Source organism: Mesorhizobium sp. WSM4828 (assembly GCF_055811175.1).
In genome coordinates this window covers 353806-374040 of sequence record NZ_JBVVQK010000002.1, presented here as the reverse complement: position 1 = coordinate 374040, position 20235 = coordinate 353806, and the positions used below count along the sequence as shown (strand labels likewise).

21 protein-coding genes are annotated in these 20235 nt (G+C 63.2%); 9 read left to right on the top strand and 12 right to left on the bottom strand.

What is annotated here, in order from left to right:
* Positions 1–221: 221 nt before the first annotated feature.
* From AC0L2X_RS04605 to AC0L2X_RS04595, 3 genes are all read right to left on the bottom strand, one after another.
* A complete protein-coding gene (locus tag AC0L2X_RS04605) occupies positions 222–431 on the bottom strand; it encodes a cold-shock protein (RefSeq protein WP_010915421.1) in 210 nt (69 codons plus the stop codon).
* A 540-nt stretch (positions 432–971) separates the two neighbouring features.
* A complete protein-coding gene (locus AC0L2X_RS04600; protein ID WP_352492580.1) occupies positions 972–1760 on the bottom strand; it encodes an SDR family oxidoreductase in 789 nt (262 codons plus the stop codon).
* A gap of 47 nt (positions 1761–1807) precedes the next feature.
* The gene (locus tag AC0L2X_RS04595; protein WP_473554784.1) at positions 1808–2269 is read right to left on the bottom strand and encodes a RidA family protein; all 462 of its coding nucleotides are present in this window, start codon (positions 2267–2269) and stop codon (positions 1808–1810) included.
* Positions 2270–2365: 96 nt separating this feature from the next.
* Between AC0L2X_RS04595 and AC0L2X_RS04590 the strand changes: the two genes are divergently transcribed.
* Positions 2366–3217 (top strand): LysR family transcriptional regulator, encoded by an 852-nt coding sequence (locus AC0L2X_RS04590; RefSeq protein ID WP_473554783.1) that lies wholly within the window; start codon positions 2366–2368, stop codon positions 3215–3217.
* Between the two features lie 18 nt (positions 3218–3235).
* Here AC0L2X_RS04590 and AC0L2X_RS04585 read toward each other — a convergent pair whose 3' ends face one another.
* Together AC0L2X_RS04585 and AC0L2X_RS04580 are read right to left on the bottom strand one after the other, a co-directional pair.
* On the bottom strand, positions 3236–3991 hold the full coding sequence (locus tag AC0L2X_RS04585; protein WP_473554781.1) for an SDR family NAD(P)-dependent oxidoreductase: 756 nt from the start codon (positions 3989–3991) through the stop codon (positions 3236–3238).
* Positions 3992–4074: 83 nt separating this feature from the next.
* Positions 4075–4743: a glutathione S-transferase family protein gene (locus AC0L2X_RS04580; protein ID WP_352492584.1), complete on the bottom strand. Its 669-nt coding sequence runs from the start codon at positions 4741–4743 to the stop codon at positions 4075–4077.
* A gap of 146 nt (positions 4744–4889) precedes the next feature.
* Between AC0L2X_RS04580 and AC0L2X_RS04575 the strand changes: the two genes are divergently transcribed.
* Complete coding sequence (locus AC0L2X_RS04575; protein ID WP_254820647.1) at positions 4890–5069, top strand: CsbD family protein; 180 nt, start codon at positions 4890–4892, stop codon at positions 5067–5069.
* 65 nt (positions 5070–5134) lie between these two features.
* Here AC0L2X_RS04575 and AC0L2X_RS04570 read toward each other — a convergent pair whose 3' ends face one another.
* Positions 5135–6265, bottom strand: a complete 1131-nt coding sequence (locus tag AC0L2X_RS04570) for a metallophosphoesterase (RefSeq protein ID WP_473554779.1) — start codon at positions 6263–6265, stop codon at positions 5135–5137.
* Positions 6266–6384: 119 nt separating this feature from the next.
* On the opposite strand from AC0L2X_RS04570, the gene AC0L2X_RS04565 reads away from it, so the two are divergent.
* Entirely contained in the window at positions 6385–6978 is a 594-nt protein-coding gene (locus tag AC0L2X_RS04565) for a hypothetical protein (RefSeq protein WP_473554778.1), read from the top strand.
* Between the two features lie 49 nt (positions 6979–7027).
* Here the strand turns inward: AC0L2X_RS04565 and AC0L2X_RS04560 are convergent, their stop codons facing one another.
* Positions 7028–7639 carry a TetR/AcrR family transcriptional regulator gene (locus tag AC0L2X_RS04560; RefSeq protein WP_473599285.1) on the bottom strand — a complete coding sequence of 204 codons (612 nt, stop codon included), beginning with the start codon at positions 7637–7639 and terminating at the stop codon, positions 7028–7030.
* A gap of 150 nt (positions 7640–7789) precedes the next feature.
* Here AC0L2X_RS04560 and AC0L2X_RS04555 point away from each other — a divergent pair, with 150 nt between their 5' ends.
* Positions 7790–8587 (top strand): NIPSNAP family protein, encoded by a 798-nt coding sequence (locus AC0L2X_RS04555; protein ID WP_473554773.1) that lies wholly within the window; start codon positions 7790–7792, stop codon positions 8585–8587.
* Between the two features lie 43 nt (positions 8588–8630).
* On the opposite strand, the gene AC0L2X_RS04550 is transcribed toward AC0L2X_RS04555, so the two are convergent.
* The 3 genes from AC0L2X_RS04550 to choX are packed head-to-tail and all read right to left on the bottom strand — an operon-like array spanning position 8631 to position 11859.
* A complete protein-coding gene (locus AC0L2X_RS04550; RefSeq protein WP_473554771.1) occupies positions 8631–10079 on the bottom strand; it encodes an amidase in 1449 nt (482 codons plus the stop codon).
* Positions 10076–10927: an alpha/beta fold hydrolase gene (locus AC0L2X_RS04545; protein ID WP_473554769.1), complete on the bottom strand. Its 852-nt coding sequence runs from the start codon at positions 10925–10927 to the stop codon at positions 10076–10078. Before AC0L2X_RS04545 ends, AC0L2X_RS04550 begins: the two co-directional genes overlap by 4 nt.
* The gene (gene choX / locus AC0L2X_RS04540; protein WP_473554767.1) at positions 10924–11859 is read right to left on the bottom strand and encodes a choline ABC transporter substrate-binding protein; all 936 of its coding nucleotides are present in this window, start codon (positions 11857–11859) and stop codon (positions 10924–10926) included. The genes AC0L2X_RS04545 and choX overlap by 4 nt, the downstream gene beginning before the upstream one ends.
* Before the next feature lie 123 nt (positions 11860–11982).
* Between choX and betI the strand changes: the two genes are divergently transcribed.
* The 5 genes from betI (at position 11983) to AC0L2X_RS04515 (ending at position 16217) form a co-directional block, all read left to right on the top strand.
* Positions 11983–12585 carry a choline-binding transcriptional repressor BetI gene (gene betI / locus AC0L2X_RS04535; protein ID WP_473554766.1) on the top strand — a complete coding sequence of 201 codons (603 nt, stop codon included), beginning with the start codon at positions 11983–11985 and terminating at the stop codon, positions 12583–12585.
* 102 nt (positions 12586–12687) lie between these two features.
* Positions 12688–13446 carry an SDR family NAD(P)-dependent oxidoreductase gene (locus AC0L2X_RS04530; RefSeq protein WP_473554764.1) on the top strand — a complete coding sequence of 253 codons (759 nt, stop codon included), beginning with the start codon at positions 12688–12690 and terminating at the stop codon, positions 13444–13446.
* Between the two features lie 266 nt (positions 13447–13712).
* Positions 13713–15110, top strand: a complete 1398-nt coding sequence (fumC, locus tag AC0L2X_RS04525; protein WP_473554763.1) for a class II fumarate hydratase — start codon at positions 13713–13715, stop codon at positions 15108–15110.
* A gap of 127 nt (positions 15111–15237) precedes the next feature.
* Positions 15238–15672, top strand: coding sequence for a DoxX family protein (locus AC0L2X_RS04520; protein WP_473554762.1), 435 nt, complete (start codon positions 15238–15240; stop codon positions 15670–15672).
* 119 nt (positions 15673–15791) lie between these two features.
* Complete coding sequence (locus tag AC0L2X_RS04515) at positions 15792–16217, top strand: DoxX family protein (RefSeq protein WP_473554759.1); 426 nt, start codon at positions 15792–15794, stop codon at positions 16215–16217.
* Between the two features lie 262 nt (positions 16218–16479).
* Here the strand turns inward: AC0L2X_RS04515 and ppx are convergent, their stop codons facing one another.
* Positions 16480–18012, bottom strand: coding sequence for an exopolyphosphatase (ppx, locus tag AC0L2X_RS04510; RefSeq protein ID WP_473554757.1), 1533 nt, complete (start codon positions 18010–18012; stop codon positions 16480–16482).
* On the bottom strand, positions 18012–20213 hold the full coding sequence (locus tag AC0L2X_RS04505; protein ID WP_473554755.1) for an RNA degradosome polyphosphate kinase: 2202 nt from the start codon (positions 20211–20213) through the stop codon (positions 18012–18014). Before AC0L2X_RS04505 ends, ppx begins: the two co-directional genes overlap by 1 nt.
* Between the last annotated feature and the right edge of the window lie 22 nt (positions 20214–20235).

Below are 20235 nucleotides of genomic sequence, written 5' to 3'. Positions count from 1 at the left end.
AGGCCGTCGAGCAGCGCTTTTCGGCGGTAGAAGCGCAAAAATGAAAAAGGCCAGGCACCGCCTGACCTCCCATGAGAGCGCCCGCGCATCCCGAGAGACGCGCAAAGAAACGTTCTTCTCATGCGCATGAGCGGGACTTAACCTCCCCGCGACCATGCGCTGGAATTTGCCATTCACCGGTGCCAGTACATCCGTGGTCAGCGGTGAGGCTGAATTCCGTTTTAGGCCGCCTTCAACTGGTCGGCGGACATCTTGCCCGACTTGTTGTCGCGGACCATCTCGTAGCCAAGCTTCTGGCCCTCGACGATGTCGCGCATTCCGGCGCGCTCGACGGCTGAGATGTGGACAAAAACGTCGGCAGAACCGTCGTCAGGCTGAATAAAACCAAAACCCTTGGTGGCGTTGAACCATTTAACTGTGCCTGTGCTCATAACGAACCCTTTCCATGGCAAATATTCATTCGCCGTCATGCGGATGCACAACAACGTTTGTCTCGATTTTGATGGGGAAGTTCGTCAAAGGCGCGCCTCGGCGCGCGGATAACAAAAGTCGGTCAAACAAACATCGACAAAATTCTTGTAGACTTCTTTGCGCGCTGTGTCAATTTTTTGATTTGCGACACTCGCAGAGACGCGCGGTGGCGGCCCGTGCGCCGGCAATCTGACAACAAAAGCCGGGCTATTGCCCGCCGAAAAAACCACTTAGACCGGTTCATCGTTCCACGAAAACGCCGAACCGCTCTATCTCTTTGTTTTTGCGCAATTCCGGACGGAAAACCGTTCACACTTTTCCTGGAATTGCTCCAGCCGGGAACCATTTTGGCGCCGGGGCATTTTTTCGGTGTCGAACGCCGTTCCTCGAAAGAGCGATCTTGAGAAAAGGCGGACGACCACCAGGACGCCCCCCGCGCAGATAAAAGGCACGAGGGGCGTTCCTGTATGATGCGACCATTCGCGCCGCTGCCCCCTGCCTCACAGCATGGCGCGGCTGAGCCCGCCATCCACCGGCAACGCCACGCCGGTGACATAGGCGGCGGCGTCGCTGGCCAGGAATGCGGCAACCGCGCCGAATTCGGCGGGAGTGCCATAGCGCTTTGCCGGGATTTCAGCCTGACTCTCGGCGGCGATCACGGCAGCGTCGACACCCCTGTCGGCAGCGTCCATGGCGTCGAACTGTTTCGTCCGGTCCGTCGCAAAACGGCCCGGCAGCAACAGGTTGACTGTGACGTCGTCCGCCGCCACTTCGCCGGCCAGCGTCTTTGCCCAGCCGGCGAGCGACGCACGCAATGCGTTCGAAGCGGTAAGGCCGGGGATCGGTTCACGGACGGATGTGGAGGAAACGGCGATGATGCGTCCCCAGCGCCGCGCCCGCATGCCTGGCAGGAAAGAAATGGCGATGCGCATCTGGCTCAACACCATACTGGTGAACTGCTTTTCCCAGACGCTCGCATCGAAGACGCTGGCCGCGAAGGGCGGCGGGCCGCCGCCGTTGAGCAGGAGGATGTCGATCCGCTGATGCTCGTCCTCGACGGCACGGATCAGCCGGGAGACGCTGTCGTTGTCGGAGAGGTCGGCGCTGAAAGTCGAGCAGACGTGGCCGGCGGCCTCGATTGCGCGTCGCGCCGCATCCTGGGTCGCTTCCCCTCGTCCGACCAGGATGATCTCGGCGCCTTTCGCCGCGAGCGCTTCGGCAACGCCGAAACCGAGGCCCTTGCTTCCGCCGAGAACAAGCGCCCTCCGTCCCTCAAGATTTGCAGCCATCAAGCCAAGCGTCCTCCTGGTTTCACTGCCCATTTCGGGCGACCTCCCTAGCGGACATACACGATAGCGTCGGCTTCGACCGGAACATTGGCCGGCAAGCCGGCCATGCCGAGCGAGCAGCGGGCGTGCTCGCCACGCTCGCCGAAAACATGGAGCAGAAATTCGGATGCTCCGTTGCCGACCTCCGAATAAGCCGAAAAGCCGGCCGCCGCATTTACATAGACGGTCAGCTTGGCGAATTTCACGACGCGGTCGAGATTGCCGTCCAGTTCCTTGTCCAGCCAATAAACGATGTTGGCCGCGCAGAGCCGGGCGGCGTTCCGCGCGGCAGCCAGATCGATCTCTCTGCCGACCTGGCCGATCGCGGCGATCTCCTGCCCGATCTCGGGAATCTGACCGGAGACATAGACGATGTCGGCGACCCGAACCGTCGGCGAGAACGGCAAAGCGGGCCGCTCGAGCGACGGCCAGGCGATACCGAGCTCATCAAATCTTCTTCTGTAGGACAAGGTGGCTGCTCCTGCTCCGTTCGTGCGAGCGGACCTTGAATTCAGATCGGACTTTCGGATAGCCTGATAATGCTGACACAGCTATCAGGATTTCTTATGACTGGAGATATCGACGTCAGGCTGCTGCGCGCCTTCGTCACCGTGGCCGATACGGGAACGGTAAGCCGGGCGGCCGATCGGCTTGCCCGCACCCAGGCAGCGGTGAGTATGCAGCTTCAGCGCCTCGAGGGTGAAGTCGGCGCCGAGCTGCTGCGCCGTTCGCCGCGCGGCGTGACGCTGACCGAGGCCGGCGAAATCCTGCTCGCCTTCGCCCGCAAGGCCATCGCGATCGGTGACGATGCCAGGCGCGAGATAGAAGGCCGCAGGCTGGTCGGCCGTGTCCGGCTGGGCATCGTCGAGGATTTGGCGGTGACGCGGCTGCCGTTGATCATCGCCGACTTCCGCCGCCGGCATCCTTCCGTGGAGATCGAGCTGACATCGGCCAGCAGCAGCGATCTCAGCAAGTCGCTTGGCGAAGGAAGATGCGACATCGTCATGGCCGATCCGGCACGCTTCACAAGGGCGCCGCGAGGCCATCTGTCACGACAGCTGGTCTGGGCGGCAAGCCGCATGATCGAGATTGATGACGAGGTCGAGCTTCCGCTGATCATCTTCGAAGGCGCCTGCTCCTGGCAGGACAGGATGCTGGCTTCGCTCGCCGAGGCCGGGATCGGCTGGAAGATCGGCTGCCGCGTGTCGACCTTCGCGACACTGATCTCGGCGCTGAGGGCTGGGCTCGGCATCGGGCTTCTGCTGCAGGAAGGACTACCGCCCGACTGCCAAAGCCTCAACGGACGCTTCAACCTGCCGCCGGCGCCGATGGCGGATTTCGGCGTCTATCTCGCGAGGGAGCCGTCGCGGCTGGTCGAGGAGTGTGGCGATTTCCTACGAGCGGGATTCGAAGCGTAGCGAAATATCTGACGCCGTTCACCGTTCCTGGTCGGTCGGGCGGATGACGATCTCGTTGACGTTGACATGTGCCGGCTGGCTCACGGCGTAGAAAATGGCCGCGGCGATGTCCTCGGCGGTCAGCGCCTCCATGGCGGCGAGCCGCTTGTCCAGATCAGCCTTGAAAGCCGGATTGGTGATGTGGTCGCCGAGTTCGGTGCGCACCAGGCCGGGCTCGATAACCGTGACGCGAACCTTGTCGGCGTAGACTTCGCGGCGCAGCGATTCGGAAAAGCCGACGACACCGAACTTGGTTGCTGCATAGCCGCTGGCGCCCGGATTGGCGACACGGCCGGCGACCGACGAGACATTGACGATGTGACCCTTGGCGGCACTCAGATGCGGCAACGCCGCCTTGGTGACGCCCATCAGCGCCAGCAGGTTGAGCTCGACCATGCGGCGCCAGTCGTCGAGCACCGCCTCGGCGGCGGGCGACAGGAGCATCACTCCGGCATTGTTGACGAGGATGTCGAGGCGGCTCCATTCGGCGACGACCTTGTCAACCATGGCGCTGACATCGTCGTTGCTGGTGACGTCGGCCTCGATGCGGAGCGCCGTGCCGCCGGCTTTTTCGATACGTGCGGCCAGCGCTTCGAGCCGATCGGCGCGGCGTGCGGCAATGGCAACCTTGGCCCCGGCGGCCGCGAGCGCCACAGCCGTTGCCTCGCCGATGCCCGAGGAGGCGCCGGTGACGAGTGCGACCTTGCCGGCCAGTGCGGAAGGAACAGATGTCATTGTGAAGTCTCCAAAACCCCTGCCCGATCTTCAGATAGGCCGCGGGCCGCGAAGTGGAAGACCAGCTTGCCGGTTGCTCGGCTCTATTCGTCTGGGCCGGGCTCCGGCCAAGGCTCTTTCGCCGCCTCGGCATACCAGTGCTGCATCGCCGGCATCGAAAGCACGGCGTCGACATAGGCGCGGGTATCGGTTGCCAGCGTGCCACCATAGGTTTCGAAGCGGGTGACGACCGGCGCGTACATGGCGTCGGCCGCGGTGAAATGGCCAAACAGGAACGGCCCGCCTTTGCCGTGCTTTTCGCGGCATTGCCGCCACAGATCCTCGATGCGCGCCCGTTGCGTCTCACCTTCGGCGTCGAGCGGCTTATGGCCTTTTGGCCGGCGCAAATTCATCGGCCAGCCATAGCGGACCTCGCGAAAGCCCGAATGCATCTCTGTCGCCGCCGAGCGGGCCAGCGCGCGGGCGCCGATGTCGGCCGGCCAGAGCTTTTTCTCGGGAAACAGCTCGGCAAGATATTCAAGGATGGCAAGGGTTTCCCAGACGATCCGGACCTCGCCAGTCGCCAGCCGATGGTTCAGCACCGGCACCTGGCCGGTCGGCGAGATCCTGGCCAGATTGGCCGCGGTCTCGGGCGTGCGCAGGCGCACAAGACCTTCCTCGAACGGGATCTCCAGATGCTTCATCGCCAGCCATGGCCTCAGCGACCAGGACGAGAAGCATTTGTTGCCGATGAAGAGCGTGAATTCAGCCATTGTCCCTCCGGCCCTGTCTGTTCGGGCTTCTCGCGCACCCTATCCTGTCGGCTTCGCGGCCGGAAGCTATCCCAATCGACGGGCAGAACCCGGAACCTAAGCGATCCGCGACCGTTTCTCCAGGCGAACGGTTCAGGAGATGCGAGATGGTGAACAAGGATCAGGTTGCCGGCGTTGCCAAGCAAGCCAAGGGCTCGGTCAAGCAGACCGCCGGCAAGGCCACCGGCAACAGGCGCACCGAGGCCGAAGGCGACGTCGACAAGGCCACCGGCAAGATGCAGAAGGCTTACGGCGACGTGAAGGACAAGGTGAAGAAGGCGCTTTGACGCCGACCCTTTGCAAACCAGGAAAAAGGCGGCTCGGCCGCCTTTTTTGCGCCCTCTCCTGCCCGTCAGAAAGTCAGGCTTTTGCTGTACGCATTGGTGAAGATGACCTCGCCATGATCTCCGGCGGCTTCGCCCAGCACCACGTCCATGCTGTTGCCGGTCACCCTAGCCAAGGCAAAGCCGCCCATGAAGGCGGCCTTCGGCTTGAACAAATCGAGCCCGTCACGGTGGTAGATCATCGGCGTTGCGTGCTGGTGGCCATGGAAGATGCCGACGACGTTGTAACCCTTCAGCACAGCCAGCAGCGCCTGCCTGTCGGCTTCGCTCCACCAGTGCGGCGGACCCTTGCCGCCGTCGTCGAAGGTTTTCTCGGCGGCGTCCCATCTTTCGATCGAAAAAGTATCCCAGCCATAATGCTGGAACAGGATGACAGGGCGGCCGTCGCCGGCATAAGTCGCCAGGTCCTGCTTCAGCCATGGCAGGCTGCTGACGGCGCCATGGCCGGTATCGCCGGCAAAACGGTGCGTCTGGACAAGATGCAGACCGCCCCAATCCCATGAATAGCAATCGGTCCCGACATCGTAGTCGGTCGCCGGCGCGGGTGGCTTGAAGAACACGCCGGGGCGGTGGTTGACCTCGACATAGTCGCGCATTTCGCGGCGGTACCAGTCGACATGCGAGCGCGGGCCGTTCTGGTCGAGGTCGTGGTTGCCGAGGCCGACATAGACCGGCATGTGCACGCGGTCGGGGCCTACGCCTTGCTGGTAGCGCTGGCTGAACTGAAGCAGCTGCGTGCCCTCGCTGGGCTGGGTGATCTGGCCGCCGCCATCATCGGTGATGTCGCCGCCGACGACGAGGCCGAGCGGCGCGCCGATTTTGCCCGTCGAGCGCAGGCTGGTGGCAACGCCATCGATTTCAGCCGGCCATTGCCTGTCGCCGACGCCGTTGAGTGCGGCGACATTGCGCAGCAAGGCAGCGTCGGTCTTGCCCTCCTGCTCGCAGTGCGGGCTCAATCCGTTCGCCATGCGGCAGGCATGGACATCGGCGATAAACAGGAAGGTGGCGTCGATCGGCGGGATGCGCTGCCCGGTCTGGCCGAAGGCCGGGCGCGAAACGGCGCCGGCAGCGGCAACGGCCGCTGCCTTCATCAGGAAGCTGCGCCGGGAGACCGGGCGGGCGGGAATGCGATGCATCATGCGCTAAAATTCAGCACGACGCGGACCGGCAGTCCAGTTGCTCGCAAAGTATGTCGACACGTTCTCCCAGGTCTGGCATTGCTTTCGGCATTCAACTTGCGCGGGCAGAGGAGGACGCCATGAAAACTGCACCCATCGGCATGACAATGGCCATTCTGGCGGTGACGAGCGCAGCGCATGGCGCCGAGTGCATCGACGCCAAATCGGCCAAGGCCGGCTTCATTCTCGAAAGGCCTGGCATCCACAGCGAATTTCGTCCGGCGGCGGGCGGAATGGTTGCCGTGGCCAACAAATACCAGTCGCAATCGCCGCAGTCGCAGTACCTGTTCGGCGGGCTGATCGAAGTGTTTCGCGACAGCAGCACGGGGCAGCTGGCGATGATCCCGTTTTCCGATCTCAGGAAAGTGTTCCCGCTGAGGGCGGGTGCCAAGAGCAAGATCATGTTTGCCCGTCTCGCACCGAACAAGCCGCCGAAGGGTACCGAGACGCTCGAGATCAACGTCAAGGGCAAGGAGACGTTCAGCCTGGGCGAATGCAAATACCCCGTGCTCGCGGTCAAGCAGACGATCAGGAGCGAGGCCGGCGAAACGCGGGACGAATTTACCGCGCTTTACGCACCCGACCTGCAGGCAGTTGTGGCCAGGCGCTATGACGAGGGCACCAGTGCCGAAAGCGTGGTCGGCTACGAGCTGATCAAGCCGCTGCCGAATTAAGAGCTCGGCCTCCCCGCCTCGGTCATAGTGAGCGACTGCCCTACCGGCGTCAAAGGGCTCTGTGCAGTATCCTGTTACGTCGCCTCGTTCCTGTTTTGGACGACATAACTCCCTGCTCCAACGCCATCAGGCAGTCGCGCAGCACGCTTGCGTCCTGTGCGGTCTTGGCCATCGACATGGCGCCGGAATAGCTGGCGACAGCTAGCGCTGCGAAGCGCTGCGGATCGGTGCCCAGCTCCCGGCCCGCCTGCTGGTCGGCGCTGATCTTGTCGGCGATCGCCTGACGCCAGACCGAAAAAATGCCGGCAAGGGCAATGCGGAAATCCGGATCGGCAAGCGACAGTTCATGCGCCAGGTTGTTGAGCGGGCAACCGCGCACGAAACCCTGCCGCTCCAGCTCCGCCGCGACGGCCGCGAATACGGAGCGCACACCCTCGCGCGCTGAGGGAGCTATCCGCATCGGCTCGATCCATGTCTCTTCTACCGCTGCGGCGACCCGCTCCTCGATCACTGCAAGCGCCAGCGCCTTCTTGGTCGCGAAATGATGGTGCAGCGCGCCGCCGGTGACGCCAGCCGTCGCCATCAGGTCGCCCATGCTGGACGCATGATAGCCGCGTGCCTGAAACGCCGCTTCGGCGACGTCGAGCACCTTTTTGCGCATGCCTTCGGGGTCGTTGGTGCGTTTTTGAGCCCGCGACTTTGAGCGGGCGGTTAGCTCTGCTGACATTTTCACACGATAGCAGATTGACAAAACAGGACAACCGGTCTGTTTTGTAAAACAGGATGGCTGTCCTGTTTTGGAGATCGAGCGATGAACCTGCCTTTGAACGCCGCGCCTAAATCCGATCTGCTCGCCTCGCCCGTTGTCGAACTCAGGCAATACACACTGAAACCCGGCCGGCGCGAGACGCTGATCGGTGTCTTCGACAATCAGCTGATCGAGGGCCAGGAAACCGCGGGAATGACGATCATCGGCCAGTTCCGCGATCTCGACCGGCCGGACATGTTCGTCTGGCTGCGCGGCTTCGACGGCATGGAAGCGCGGAAAAACGCTCTGACCGCCTTCTATGACGGGCCGGTCTGGGCTGCCTGGCGCGACGCCGCCAACGCCACGATGATCGATTCTGACGACGTGCTGCTGCTGAAGCCGGCCTGGCCAGGCGCCGGCCTAGACCTCTCTGGATCGCAACGATTACCCCAGGCGGACCTCGAAAAACCGAGCGCAGGCAGCGATTTGCAGGCAATTGTTGTCATCAGGATTCATCATTTGCAACCGGGCCTGGAGGCTCGTTTCGCCAGGGATTTCCAGACCGGGGCTCTTCCGGTGCTTGCCGCACTTGGCGCAAGGCCGCTCGCCGCCTTTGTCACCGAGCATGCCGAAAACAGCTTTCCGCGACTGCCGGTGCGAACCGGCGAAAACGTCTTCATCAGCATCACGGGTTTCGACAGCACCGAAGCCCATGCCCGCCATGAGGCAGCCTTGGCTGCCTCCCCGGAGTGGCAGGCATTCGAGCAGACCGCACAGCGGCAATTGGCCAGGCCCGTGGAGGTTCTGCGCCTGGCGCCGACGTCGCAATCACTGCTCGGGCAGCACCCAATTTCGGTATGAACCAACATCGTCGACGCCTCCTACGTCGCGGGAGCCTCCTGGTTCACGCCTGAAAATGTCTGGCATGGATGGCTTGGTAACGCGCCGCCCATGCGGTTGCCTGCTCGAGGTCAAGCGAGACGCGAAGCAGCCGGTGATCCTCGTTCTTGCGGCCAATAAGCTGGATGCCAATCGGCAGGCCACCTTTCGACTGGAAAAGCGGCAGGCTGGCGGAGGGTTGCCCGGTGACGTTGAAGATTTCGGTGAAGGGCGCAAAGCCGTAGGCCCGGCTCGCCCAAGCCTCGTAGTCGAAGACAGCACCATCGCCATGGATGGCGCCAAGCCGGGGCGGCAGGTCGGCCGTCGTCGGCGTCATAATCAGGTCGAAGGCATCGAATGCCCTCGCCATCGCCAGCGAAGCGCTGTGCACATGGTCCTGCGCCCTCAGATAATCGGCGGCCGAGGACCGCCGGAAACAGTCGAGCGCGTGACGAGTCAGGCTTTCGATTTCGCCGGCCCCCGGCATCCGCCCGATCTCGTCGGCGCGCTCGTCAACCAGCCGCGCGACCTCCGACATCCAGAAGATGCTCCAGTCCGCTTCGGTGCTGGCTTCCCGCGGGAAACGCGCCTCTGTGACCTCGTGCCCCCTGTCCTCGAGGAGGATCATGGCTTCCTGGAATTTTGCCCCGATCTCGGACGCGACGGGCATGCCATCCGGCCGGTGCGCCAGACACGCGACGCGCAGACGCTCGCCGGGGGAAGACAGCCAATCCAGGTAGGACGGCACCGATTTGGACACGGAGTAAGGCGCTCCTTGTTCTGGACCGGCAGTCATGTCCAGCATGGCGGCGCTGTCCCGAACGGTGCGGGACAGGACGTTCTCGGCGTAGAGCCCGGCACCGACCTGACCTCGACACGGGCCGACAGGCGTCAGCCCGCGCGACGGCTTCATGCCGAACACGCCGCAACAGGCGGCCGGCACCCGGATAGAGCCGCCAATATCGGAACCGTGGGCGACCGGCACCATGCCGCTTGCCACCGCGGCAGCAGCTCCGCCGCTTGAGCCGCCCGCCGTCAGCGACGGATCCCAGGGGTTCAAGGTGGGGCCGCGAAAGCTGGCTTCGGTCACGAAGTCGTTGGCGAATTCCGGCGTGTTTGTCTTGCCCAGCAAGATCAGACCGGCGGCCCGCCAGCGCCGGACGATCTCGCTGTCGGGCTTCGGCGCGGCGTCCTTGAAGTAGAGCGACGAGTGCGTCGTCGGCCACTCCCGCACATTGACGCCGGTGTCCTTGACCAGGAAAGGAATGCCGGCGAGTGCCGCCTGCCGGTTGCAGCTTGCCGCGCCGGAAAGCGCCCGGTCCGCATCGATCAGCGTCACGGCATTGATAGCGGGATTGATGCTTCCGATCGCCTCGATAGCCGCCTCGACGACCTCGATAGGCGACAGTTCGCCCGAGCGAACATGCCCGGCCAGGGCGACGGCATCCAGCGCCATGTATTCGGAAAGGTTCATGACCGGTCCCAGCCCGGATTGCCGGTCGCTTCGAGGTCGGCTTCACTCCAGACCTTGAAATATCGGGCGATGGCCGCCGCAACCAATGCCGGATCCTCCCAGTGCGGATTGTGTCCGCATCGCGCCGCGCTCACGCTCGCGGCGCCAGGGATTTCTTCGAGGAGCCGCTGCTGGTGTGTTTCGTCGAAGAGCAGGTCGCACCCGCCGGCAATGACAAGCGCCGGCAGGCGCAGTATGCGCGCCTTGTCGGTCAGATCGATGCGCCGAACCTGCTCCAGGATTGCGCGCCAAAGAGCCGCCGGCATCGCTGACGCCTCCTTTGCAGCCATGGTCAAAAAGTCCGCTGGAACCTCCGCCTCGCAGGCATGCCAATAGTCATAGAACGGATCGGCCGGCGATATCGGATCTCGAAGCGCCCGCACACCAATGGTCATCGGGTGGTCCTCACCGATCTGCGGCCGCAGCGTTCCGGCCATCAGCACAAGGCCGCCGATCATCTCGGGGTAGCTCGCGGCTGCCTCGATCGCCACCATGCTGCCCAGGGAATGCCCGACCAGAACCGGCCGCTTGAGCCGCAATCGCTCGATCAAACCCGCCACATCTTCTGCGAAATCCGCCGGGGCGAAGCCGCGTGTCCCGGCCGGCGAGGCGCCATGCCCGCGCAGGTCTGGAATGACAAGCCGGCGCCCGGCGAGATGCGGCGCCAGCAAGGAGAAGCTGCGGCTCGTGTCGGAGAAGCCGTGCACCAGCACCAGCGCGGGCTCCTGCCCGGCGATTTCGACGCAGGCCGTTTCAGCACCGACGTTGCGCTTGCGGCCGTTCCAGCCCGCCTGATCGGCCGATATCACAGGCCGAGCTGCTGCTTGACTGCGTCGAATGCGGGCTTGCCATCGAATGTGGTGACACCGGCCAGCCAGGCGCCGAGCCTATCCGGATTCTCCTTGACCGCCTTCAGGCCGGCTTCCTCCGGCTTCATACCGTCATTGATGAGATAGCCCATGCCGAGGTTTTCGAAATCGATATCGAAGGCGAGGTTCTTCAGCAACTGCCCGACATTGGGGCATTGCTGCAGATAGCCCTTGCGCACCTGCGTCGTCACCGTCGCGGCGCCGAAGTTCGGGCCGTAGAACTTGTCGCCGCCGCTCAGATATTTGAAGTCGTACATCGTGTTCATCGGATGCGGCGCCCAGCCCTGGAAGACGATGAAGCGCTTTTCCTTGATCTCGTAGCCGACCTCGGAAAGCATGCCGGCTTCACTCGATTCGACGACCTGCCAGCCATCGAGGCCGAGCGACTTATCAGCGATGGCGTCCATCATCAGCTGGTTGGAGCCCGGCTCGATGCCGTACATCTTCCTGCCGAACTTGTCGGCGAACTTTTGCAGGTCGGCAAAATCCTTGACGCCGGCCTCCCAGACGTAAGTCGGCACGGCAAAGGTGTATTTGGCGCCGACGAGATTGACGCGCACATCGTCTACCGAGCCGTCCTTCTTATAGGGCTCGTAGTAGGTGATCATCGCCGGATCCCAATAGCCAAGGAACACGTCCAAATCATTATTCTTCAAGGATTCATAGATGACGTTGATGCCCAGAAGCGAGCTTGCCGGCTTGTAGCCGAGCGCATCGAGCAAGACGCTGGTGACGCCGGTGGTGAAGGCAAGGTCGTTCCATCCAGGCTCGGCCATGCGCACGATCTTGCATTGCTCGGGTTCACCTGCAAAGGCCGGCTGGCTAGCCAGCAGGACGCAGAGCGAGGCGCCCATTCCAAGGCTACGAAGCATTTCGGTTCTCCTCATTTCACCAACGATGTTGACCATCTGGTTTTTAAATTGTCCCACCGGTCAATTGTTGATCTCAGCGGACGAAAATGTCAACGTCGGTTCTCGATGCATGGATCCAGGCTCGTGAAACTCAAGCGTCTCAGCGACATACGCCGCAAAGAGCTGCGGCAGGCTGCCTTTGCCGTGCTTCAGCGCGAAGGCATAGCTGGGGCGACCATAGAAAAGGTGGCGGCACAGGCCGGCGCGTCGAAGGGCATCGTGCTGCATTACTTCAGCAGCAAGCGGGAACTATTCGAGCACGCCATGCGAGAATCGAACCTGGTGCTGCGGCATGCGGTGGTCGAGCGGCTGAGACAGGCGCGCACGCCAATGCAACGAATAGATGCCATCATCGAAGGCAATTTCGAGCCGCATCTTTTCCAGCCGTCCCTCTGCCATGCCTGGCTTTCGCTTTGCGCGGAGGTGCCGCGCGACGAAAAGCTTGCCCGCATCCAGAAGGTGATCCATGCGCGCATGCGGTCCAACCTGCTATCCGGCCTGCGCGGTCTGGCGCCGGCGCGCGATGCTGACGAGATCGCTTTCGGAGTAACCGCCCTGATCGACGGGCTGTGGTTGCGGCTTGGCTTGCAGCCCGGCAGCGTTACGCGTGAACAGGCCATTCATCAGGTCAAGGATTTCGTCGCTACGCGGCTGGCTGTTCGGCGCGGTGCAGCCGCTGCCGAATAGACACGCGCATCAGCCGAAAGTTCATATTGTAGGATAGGCCGGCGGCTTGACCACAATTGCCAACGGCGCTGTTCTCCGTATCAGACAAGACGGGAGTGTTGGATGAGACTGGGCGGCAAACGGGCACTGGTCACCGGCGGCTCGGACGGGATCGGGCTGGCAATCGCCGAGGCGTTTTTGCGCGAAGGCGCGGACGTGCTGATCGTCGGCCGCGACGGCAAAAAACTCGACGCCGCCCGCAAGCAGCTCGGGGACGGCGTCGAAACGCTGTCGGCCGATCTGTCGGCCAGCGCCGGCATCGATGCCGTGGTCGAGCATGTCAAACGCGGCCCACCTGTCGATATCCTCGTCAATAATGCCGGCGTGGCGTTCCTGGTGCCGTTCGAAACCGTCAGCGAGGACCAATTCCAGCAGTCCTTCGCACTCAACGTCACGGCCGTATTCTTCCTCACTCAGCGGCTGTTGCCGCATCTCGCGCCGGGCGCGGCTTCGGTGATCAACATCTCGTCCTATTTCGCGCACAAGATGATCCCGAAGCGGCCATCCAGCCTCTATTCGCTGTCGAAGGGCGCGCTCAATTCGCTGACCAGGTCGCTCGCTTTCGAGCTCGGGCCGCGCGGCATAAGGGTGAACGCCATCGCGCCCGGCACGGTCGACACGGCGATGCGGCGCAGGTCGATCGAAAACCTGCCGGAAGCCGCGCAAGCCGAGCTCAAGGCCTATGTCGAGCGCAGCTATCCGCTCGGCCGCATCGGCCGGACCAGCGACCTTGCCGGCATCGCGGTCTATCTCGCAAGCGACGAAGCGGCATGGACCAGCGGTGGTGTATTTGCTGTGGATGGAGGGTACACGGCGGGTTGAGGAGTTGCTTGTCTCCCCCCTCGAGGGGGAGATGGCCGGCAGGCCAGAGGGGGTCGCCGCGCGTCGAGTGCCAGCCTGTTCTGCCCGTTAGCAGAGTCGCGTCAAGACGTACCGACCCCCTCTGTCGCCTTCGGCGACATCTCCCCCTCAAGGGGGGAGATTGGGAGCGCTTCAACCGATTTGCATTCCCGTCACCCGCAATCTCCGCTTGAAGGCATTTGTGCAACGCGATACGCCGTTTGCAAATTGCAAACCGGAGAGACTTCGTGAGCGCGCCAGAGACCAGAACCGAAACCGATACGTTCGGTCCCATCGAGGTCGCCGCCGACCGCTATTGGGGCGCGCAGGCGCAGCGTTCGCTGGCTAATTTCAAGATCGGCTGGGAGAAACAGCCGGCCTCGATTGTGCGGGCGCTGGGCATCGTCAAGCGGGCGGCCGCCGAAGCCAATATGGAGCTGAAGCGGCTCGATCCGGCGATCGGCAAGGCCATTATCGAGGCCTCCCAGGAGGTCATCGACGGCAAGCTCAACGAGCATTTCCCGCTGGTCGTCTGGCAGACCGGCTCGGGCACCCAGTCCAACATGAACGCCAATGAGGTTATTTCCAACCGGGCGATCGAGCTGTTGGGCGGCGTCATGGGGTCGAAGAAGCCGGTGCATCCCAACGACCACGTCAATATGAGCCAGTCATCGAACGACACCTATCCGACCGCCATGCACATCGCCTGCGCCGAGCGCATCATCCACGACCTGCTGCCGGCGCTGAGACATTTGCATGCGGCACTCGAGGCCAAGACCAAGGCTTTCGCCCACATCGTCAAGATCGGCCGTACCCACACGCAGGACGCGACGCCGCTGACACTCGGCCAGGAATTCTCCGGTTATGCGGCGCAGGTCGCCTCGTCGGTCAAGCGCATCGAGATGACCCTGCCCGGCCTGCAGGAATTGGCACAGGGCGGCACCGCGGTCGGCACCGGCCTCAACGCGCCGGTTGGTTTTGCCGAAAAGGTGGCGGCGCGCATCGCCGCGATCACCGGCATCGATTTCGTCACCGCGCCGAACAAGTTCGAGGCGCTGGCCGCCCATGATTCCATGGTCTTCTCGCACGGCGCCATCAATGCCTGCGCGGCGGCGCTGTTCAAGATCGCCAACGACATCCGCCTGCTCGGCTCCGGCCCACGTTCGGGCCTCGGTGAATTGTCGCTGCCGGAAAACGAACCGGGCTCCTCGATCATGCCGGGCAAGGTCAATCCGACCCAATGCGAGGCCATGACGCAGGTTTGCGTGCAGGTGTTCGGCAACAACGCGGCGATCAGCTTCGCCGGCAGCCAGGGCCATTTCGAGCTCAACGTCTACAATCCGCTGATGGCCTATTGTTTCCTGCAATCGGTCCAGCTGCTGGCCGACGCTTCGGTGTCGTTTACCGACAATTGCGTCGTCGGCATCGAGGCCCGCGAAGACAACATCAAGGCAGCGCTCGACCGTTCGCTGATGCTGGTGACGGCGCTGGCGCCGACGATCGGCTACGACAACGCCGCCAAGATCGCCAAGGCGGCGCACAAGAACGGCACGACGCTGCGCGAGGAAGCGCTGGCCACCGGGCTGGTCAGCGAAGCCGATTATGAGCGGCTGGTGCGGCCGGAAGACATGACGCATCCAGGGTAAGTTGATCGCGAAAACGTTACCTCGGTGAACAATCCGTAACCAATCTGACGTCTTTGGTGAACAGTCGGCATGCGCTAACTGGACGGCTATCCCAAGTCTTTGGCCAAACCCTTCTGGAGAGTTACGCATGTCCACCAACACGTCCACCAACACTTCGTTTGCCGGTTCCGGCACCACCTCCAGCGCCTCGGGCACGATCCTGCTCGGCCGCATCCTGCTTTCTGTCATCTTCCTGCTTTCCGGCTTCGGCAAGCTGACGGCGATTGCCGGCACCGCCGGCTATTTCGGCAGCCTTGGCCTGCCGCTGCCGATGGTGACCGCCATCGTCGTCGGCCTGATCGAACTGCTTGGCGGGCTCGCCATCCTCGTCGGCTTCCAGACCCGGATCGTCGGCTGGGTGATGGCGATCTTCACCGTCGCCACCGCACTGGTCGCCCACACCGGCTGGGCCGATCAGATGCAGATGATCAATTTCATGAAGAACCTCGGCATTGCCGGCGGCTTCCTCGTGCTCGCCTCCTCGGGTCCAGGCGCGTATTCGATCGATGCCAAGCGCGGCTGAATCGGCCCAACTTTCCTGAAAAAAAGGGGCGCGGAATTTTCCGCGTCCCTTTTTCGTTGTCGGTTTATATCTGCTGGCTGGAACTCTGCTAGGATCGGCCGCCGATATCGGAGGAGACCATGCCTCGCAATGCGCTGCTCTTGCTGTCCCGGCTGCTGCTCGCCGCGCTGTTCGTGCCATCCGGCTTCCATGCGCTTGCCGATATCGCCGGCACATCGGGCTACTTCGCCGGCCTCGGCCTGCCGCTGCCGACGCTGGTGGCTTGGGCGACAGGCCTGTTCGAGCTGATCGCCGGGCTGCTCATCCTCGTCGGCTTCAAGACGCCGGTCGTGGCGCTGCTGCTTGCCGCCTTCTGCATCGCGACCGCCTTCATCGGTCATTACGGCCAGGGTGGCGACGACCCGACGCTGACCTTCATGCATTCACAGATGCTGATGAAGGACATCGCCATATCAGGCGGTTTTCTGGCGCTGGCAATGGCTGGCGCCGGAGCATGGTCGGCCGACGGGCGGGTGGCTGGAGCAATTGCTTCACGCAAAAGCTAGCGCTCGACTCGTCCGCCTGCGGAAGTCGGCGCCGCCCCTCATCTGCCTGCCGGCATCTTCTCCCCGTATAGTGACGGGGAGAAGGGGCTGGCCGCAACGTCGGCACCCTTTCTGCAACGCTGGAGATTAGCGAAATCCTTTGCGAAGGCGTCTTTCTCCCCGTCGCTATACGGGGAGAAATGCCCGGCAGGGCAATGAGGGGCGGCGCAAAACCTGAAACGATTGCTTGAGGCGGAGCAACGATTAAGTTGGCCGAGACAGCCTATTTGACAGAAACGCTCGGCCCGCCCTCGACCGCAAGCACCAGCCGGCGGTTGGTGACCCTTGCCAGCTGTGCCAGCCGACCGGCCGGCCGTTCGCCGTAAAGATCGGCCAGCGCTGCCGGCAGCACCAGCGCCAGCACGCCATTGCCGCGGTTTTCCCATTTCAGCCGCGGCATGACGCCGGGCATTGCCGCGCTCAGCAAATAGACGACGCGCAGCAGCGCGGCCAGCACGCGAGCCCGTTCGAGATAGCGCGGTGTCGCCAGCCCGCGGATTTCCGGAGCGGCTTCATTGAACACGCCCTCGTGGCGAAACAGGCTGACAAGCGCCAGGAAGGCGCGGCCGGGATGGTCGACGCCGATGAAGGAAGCGTGGGCGATGATGTTGAGCGATTGCTTGCCGCGATATTCGGGATGGGCGCGCCAGCCGATATCGGCGAGCAGGCAGGCGGCGTGGCGGTAGCGCGCCTCATCCCTGGTCTCGTCGATGCCGAAGGCGGCGAACGCCTTGCCGGTCCACTCGACAAGCTCATGCGCGTGGTCGACCGAGCGCGAGCGCAGGCGGGCAAGCTCTTCCGCCGCCGAGATCAGCGGATCGGCTTTCTGCTCGGCCTTGTCGAGCAGCGAATAGAGAAAGCCCTCGCGCACGCCCAGCGCCGACACGATGATCTTCGACGGCTGCATCGCCGCCATGATCTCCTGCAGCACGATGGCGCCATAGGGCAGCAGCGAGCGGCGGTTCTTGGAGATGCCCTCGATGCCTCTGATCTTGTCGATCTCGGCCCTGGCGACCTGCCGGAGGAAGTTCGCGGCGCTTTCGATGCCGATTTCGTAGTGATGCATGACGCCGAGCGGGTAGTTGGTCATTTCCATGTGCAGCCGGGCGAGATTTCGCCAGGTGCCGCCGACCGTGTAGAAGGCCCTGCCCTGCCCGCCCTTCAGCAATTTCGCCCGTGCCAGTTGCTCGCGCGTGATCCTTGCCGCCTGGGTCAGCGAGTTCTTCGCCATGTCCTGCAGGCGCAGCCCGCCCAACGGCAGCGTGATGCCGTCACCGATCGTCTCGCCGTCGATATCGATCAGTTCGAGGCTGCCGCCGCCAAGGTCGCCGGCGATGCCGTTGGCCGGGTGGAAACCGGAGATGACGCCGAGCGCCGAATAATGCGCTTCCTCGCGGCCGCTCAGCACCTGGATCTCGGTCTTGAGCACATCCTCGGCGCGGTGGATGAAGTCGGGGCCGTTGACGGCCTCGCGAGCGGCGGCGGTCGCCAGCACATATATGCGCTCGGCGCCGGCCTGGTCGGAAAGCGCGCGGAAGCGGCGGAACTCTTCCATCGAGCGCGTCACCGCCTCGGGATCGAGTTTTCCGGTCGAAACGATGCCACGGCCGAGGCCGGCCAGCATCTTTTCGTTGAACAGCAAGGTCGGCGAGCGCGCCAGCCCCTCATAGATGACAAGACGGATCGAATTCGACCCGATATCGATGATGGACAGCGGTCGGCGGTCCTGAAGCCGGCCCTGGGATGCTGAAATCATCAGCCCGTCGCTGCGTTCTGTTTCTTGCGGCGCTTGAACTGCGCGATGCGCTTGGGCGCATGCGACTTCAACGCATCGCCCCGTCCGGACAGGCTCGGATTGGTCATGAAATATTCCTGCGCGTTGAACGGTTCCTCGCCCTCCTCCAGCACGACGCGCCGGGAGGTTCCGTCAGCCAATACGTCGAAACTTTGCTGGTTGTCCATGATGTTGCCGAGCATGATCTGGCCGAGCACCTGCTCATGCACAGTTGGATTGGTGATCGGTACCATGGTCTCGACGCGGCGGTCGAGATTGCGTGGCATCAAATCGGCCGAGGAGATGTAGACGATCGCCCCGTCCGAGGGCAGGCCGTGGCCGTTGCCGAAGCAGTAGATGCGGCTGTGCTCTAGGAAACGCCCGACGATCGACTTCACCCTGATGTTCTCCGACAGGCCGGGCACCTGCGGTCTCAGGCAGCAGATGCCGCGCACCACGAGATCGATCTCGACGCCGGCGCGGCTGGCATCGTAGAGCGCATCGATGACGATCGGGTCGACCAAGGCATTCATCTTCATCCAGATGCGGGCCGGTCTGCCCTCCAGCGCGTGGCTGATCTCGTCCGAAATGTGCTGGAGGATGCGGTCGCGCAGCGTGAACGGCGAGATGGCCAGCCGCATCTGCTCGGCCGGCTCGGCATAGCCGGTGATGAAATTGAACAACTGGGCGACATCGCGCGCGATTGTCGGGTCGGTGGTGAAGAAGGACAGATCGGTGTAGATGCGGGCGGTGACCGGGTGGTAGTTGCCGGTGCCCAGATGCACGTAATTGCGCAGCCTGCCATCCTCGCGCCGCACCACCAGCGACATTTTCGCGTGGGTCTTCAGTTCGAGAAAGCCGAAGACGACCTGGACGCCGGCGCGCTCGAGGTCGCGGGCCCAGCGGATGTTGGCCTCCTCGTCGAAACGCGCCTTGAGCTCGACCAGTGCGGTCACCGACTTGCCGGCTTCCGCCGCATCGACCAAAGCCCGCACGATCGGGCTGTCGTTGGAGGTGCGATAGAGCGTCTGCTTGATCGCCACCACTTCCGGGTCGGCCATTGCCTGGCGCAAGAACTGCACCACGACGTCGAACGATTCGTAAGGGTGGTGGACGATGATGTCCTTCTCGCGGATAGCGGCAAAGCAATCGCCGCCATGCTCGCGGATGCGCTCCGGAAAGCGCGGATTGTAGGGGGTGAATTTCAGATCGTCGCGGGCGACGGCGACGATCTCCGAAATCTGGCTGAGCGCCAGCGGACCGGTGAGCACGCTGATGCGGCTTGCCGAGACGCCAAGCTCGCCGGCGACGAAGTCGCGCAATTCGGGCGGCATCAGCATGTCGAATTCGATACGGATGACGGAGCCGCGGCGTCGCCGCTTCAGCGCCGTCTCGAACAAGCGCACCAGATCCTCGGACTCTTCCTCGACCTCGATATCGCTGTCGCGGATGATACGGAACGTGCCGGAGCCCTTGACCTCATAGCCTGGGAACAGCTTGCCGATATAAAGGCCGACCGCCTCCTCGAGCGGGATGAAGCGGACATGGCGCTTGCGATCCGGCAAACGGATGAACCGCCTCAGCGCCATCGGCAGGCGCAAAAGCGCACTCATCTCCTCGCCGTTCTTGCGGTGGCGCAATTGCAGCGCCATCGAGAAACCGAGATTGGGAATGAACGGGAACGGATGCGCCGGATCGATCGACAACGGCGTCAGCACCGGAAATACCTGCTCCTGGAAATGGTCCTCCAGCCAGGCCTTCTCGTCCTTGCTCAGCGCCTCGCGAGTGATGCTCTCAATGCCTTCCTTGTCTAGCAGCAGCATCAGCGCCGAAAGGCTTTTTTGCTGGTCCTCCTGCAGGCGCTCGACCTCGCGCAGCAATTGTTCAAGCTGCTGCTCGGGCGTGCGTCCGTCCGGGCTCTTCAGCACGATGCCCTCGCGCACCTGGCCGGCGAGACCGGCGACGCGGACCATGAAGAACTCGTCGAGATTGGCGGCCGATATCGACAGGAAGCGAACACGCTCGAGCAGCGGATGATTGGCGTTCAGCGACTCTTCGAGCACGCGTCGGTTGAATTGCAGCCAGGAAAATTCGCGGTTGACGAAGCGGTCGGGGTTGCCGCCTTCGGGGCTCGCCGCCTCGACGGTGATGAATTCGTTCTGGACCGGCTTCAGTTCGTTCATGGTTTCCGCTCTTCCCACACCG

Coding starts and splice junctions, on each gene's coding strand:
- AC0L2X_RS04605 (WP_010915421.1), bottom strand. CDS start 431: ATGAGCACAGGCACAGTTAAATGGTTCAACGCCACCAAGGGTTTTGGT.
- AC0L2X_RS04600 (WP_352492580.1), bottom strand. CDS start 1,760: ATGGCTGCAAATCTTGAGGGACGGAGGGCGCTTGTTCTCGGCGGAAGC.
- AC0L2X_RS04590 (WP_473554783.1), top strand. CDS start 2,366: ATGACTGGAGATATCGACGTCAGGCTGCTGCGCGCCTTCGTCACCGTG.
- AC0L2X_RS04585 (WP_473554781.1), bottom strand. CDS start 3,991: ATGACATCTGTTCCTTCCGCACTGGCCGGCAAGGTCGCACTCGTCACC.
- AC0L2X_RS04580 (WP_352492584.1), bottom strand. CDS start 4,743: ATGGCTGAATTCACGCTCTTCATCGGCAACAAATGCTTCTCGTCCTGG.
- AC0L2X_RS04575 (WP_254820647.1), top strand. CDS start 4,890: ATGGTGAACAAGGATCAGGTTGCCGGCGTTGCCAAGCAAGCCAAGGGC.
- AC0L2X_RS04570 (WP_473554779.1), bottom strand. CDS start 6,265: ATGATGCATCGCATTCCCGCCCGCCCGGTCTCCCGGCGCAGCTTCCTG.
- AC0L2X_RS04565 (WP_473554778.1), top strand. CDS start 6,385: ATGAAAACTGCACCCATCGGCATGACAATGGCCATTCTGGCGGTGACG.
- AC0L2X_RS04560 (WP_473599285.1), bottom strand. CDS start 7,639: ATGCGCAAAAAGGTGCTCGACGTCGCCGAAGCGGCGTTTCAGGCACGC.
- AC0L2X_RS04555 (WP_473554773.1), top strand. CDS start 7,790: ATGAACCTGCCTTTGAACGCCGCGCCTAAATCCGATCTGCTCGCCTCG.
- AC0L2X_RS04550 (WP_473554771.1), bottom strand. CDS start 10,079: ATGAACCTTTCCGAATACATGGCGCTGGATGCCGTCGCCCTGGCCGGG.
- choX (WP_473554767.1), bottom strand. CDS start 11,859: ATGCTTCGTAGCCTTGGAATGGGCGCCTCGCTCTGCGTCCTGCTGGCT.
- AC0L2X_RS04530 (WP_473554764.1), top strand. CDS start 12,688: ATGAGACTGGGCGGCAAACGGGCACTGGTCACCGGCGGCTCGGACGGG.
- AC0L2X_RS04520 (WP_473554762.1), top strand. CDS start 15,238: ATGTCCACCAACACGTCCACCAACACTTCGTTTGCCGGTTCCGGCACC.
- AC0L2X_RS04515 (WP_473554759.1), top strand. CDS start 15,792: ATGCCTCGCAATGCGCTGCTCTTGCTGTCCCGGCTGCTGCTCGCCGCG.
- ppx (WP_473554757.1), bottom strand. CDS start 18,012: ATGATTTCAGCATCCCAGGGCCGGCTTCAGGACCGCCGACCGCTGTCC.
- AC0L2X_RS04505 (WP_473554755.1), bottom strand. CDS start 20,213: ATGAACGAACTGAAGCCGGTCCAGAACGAATTCATCACCGTCGAGGCG.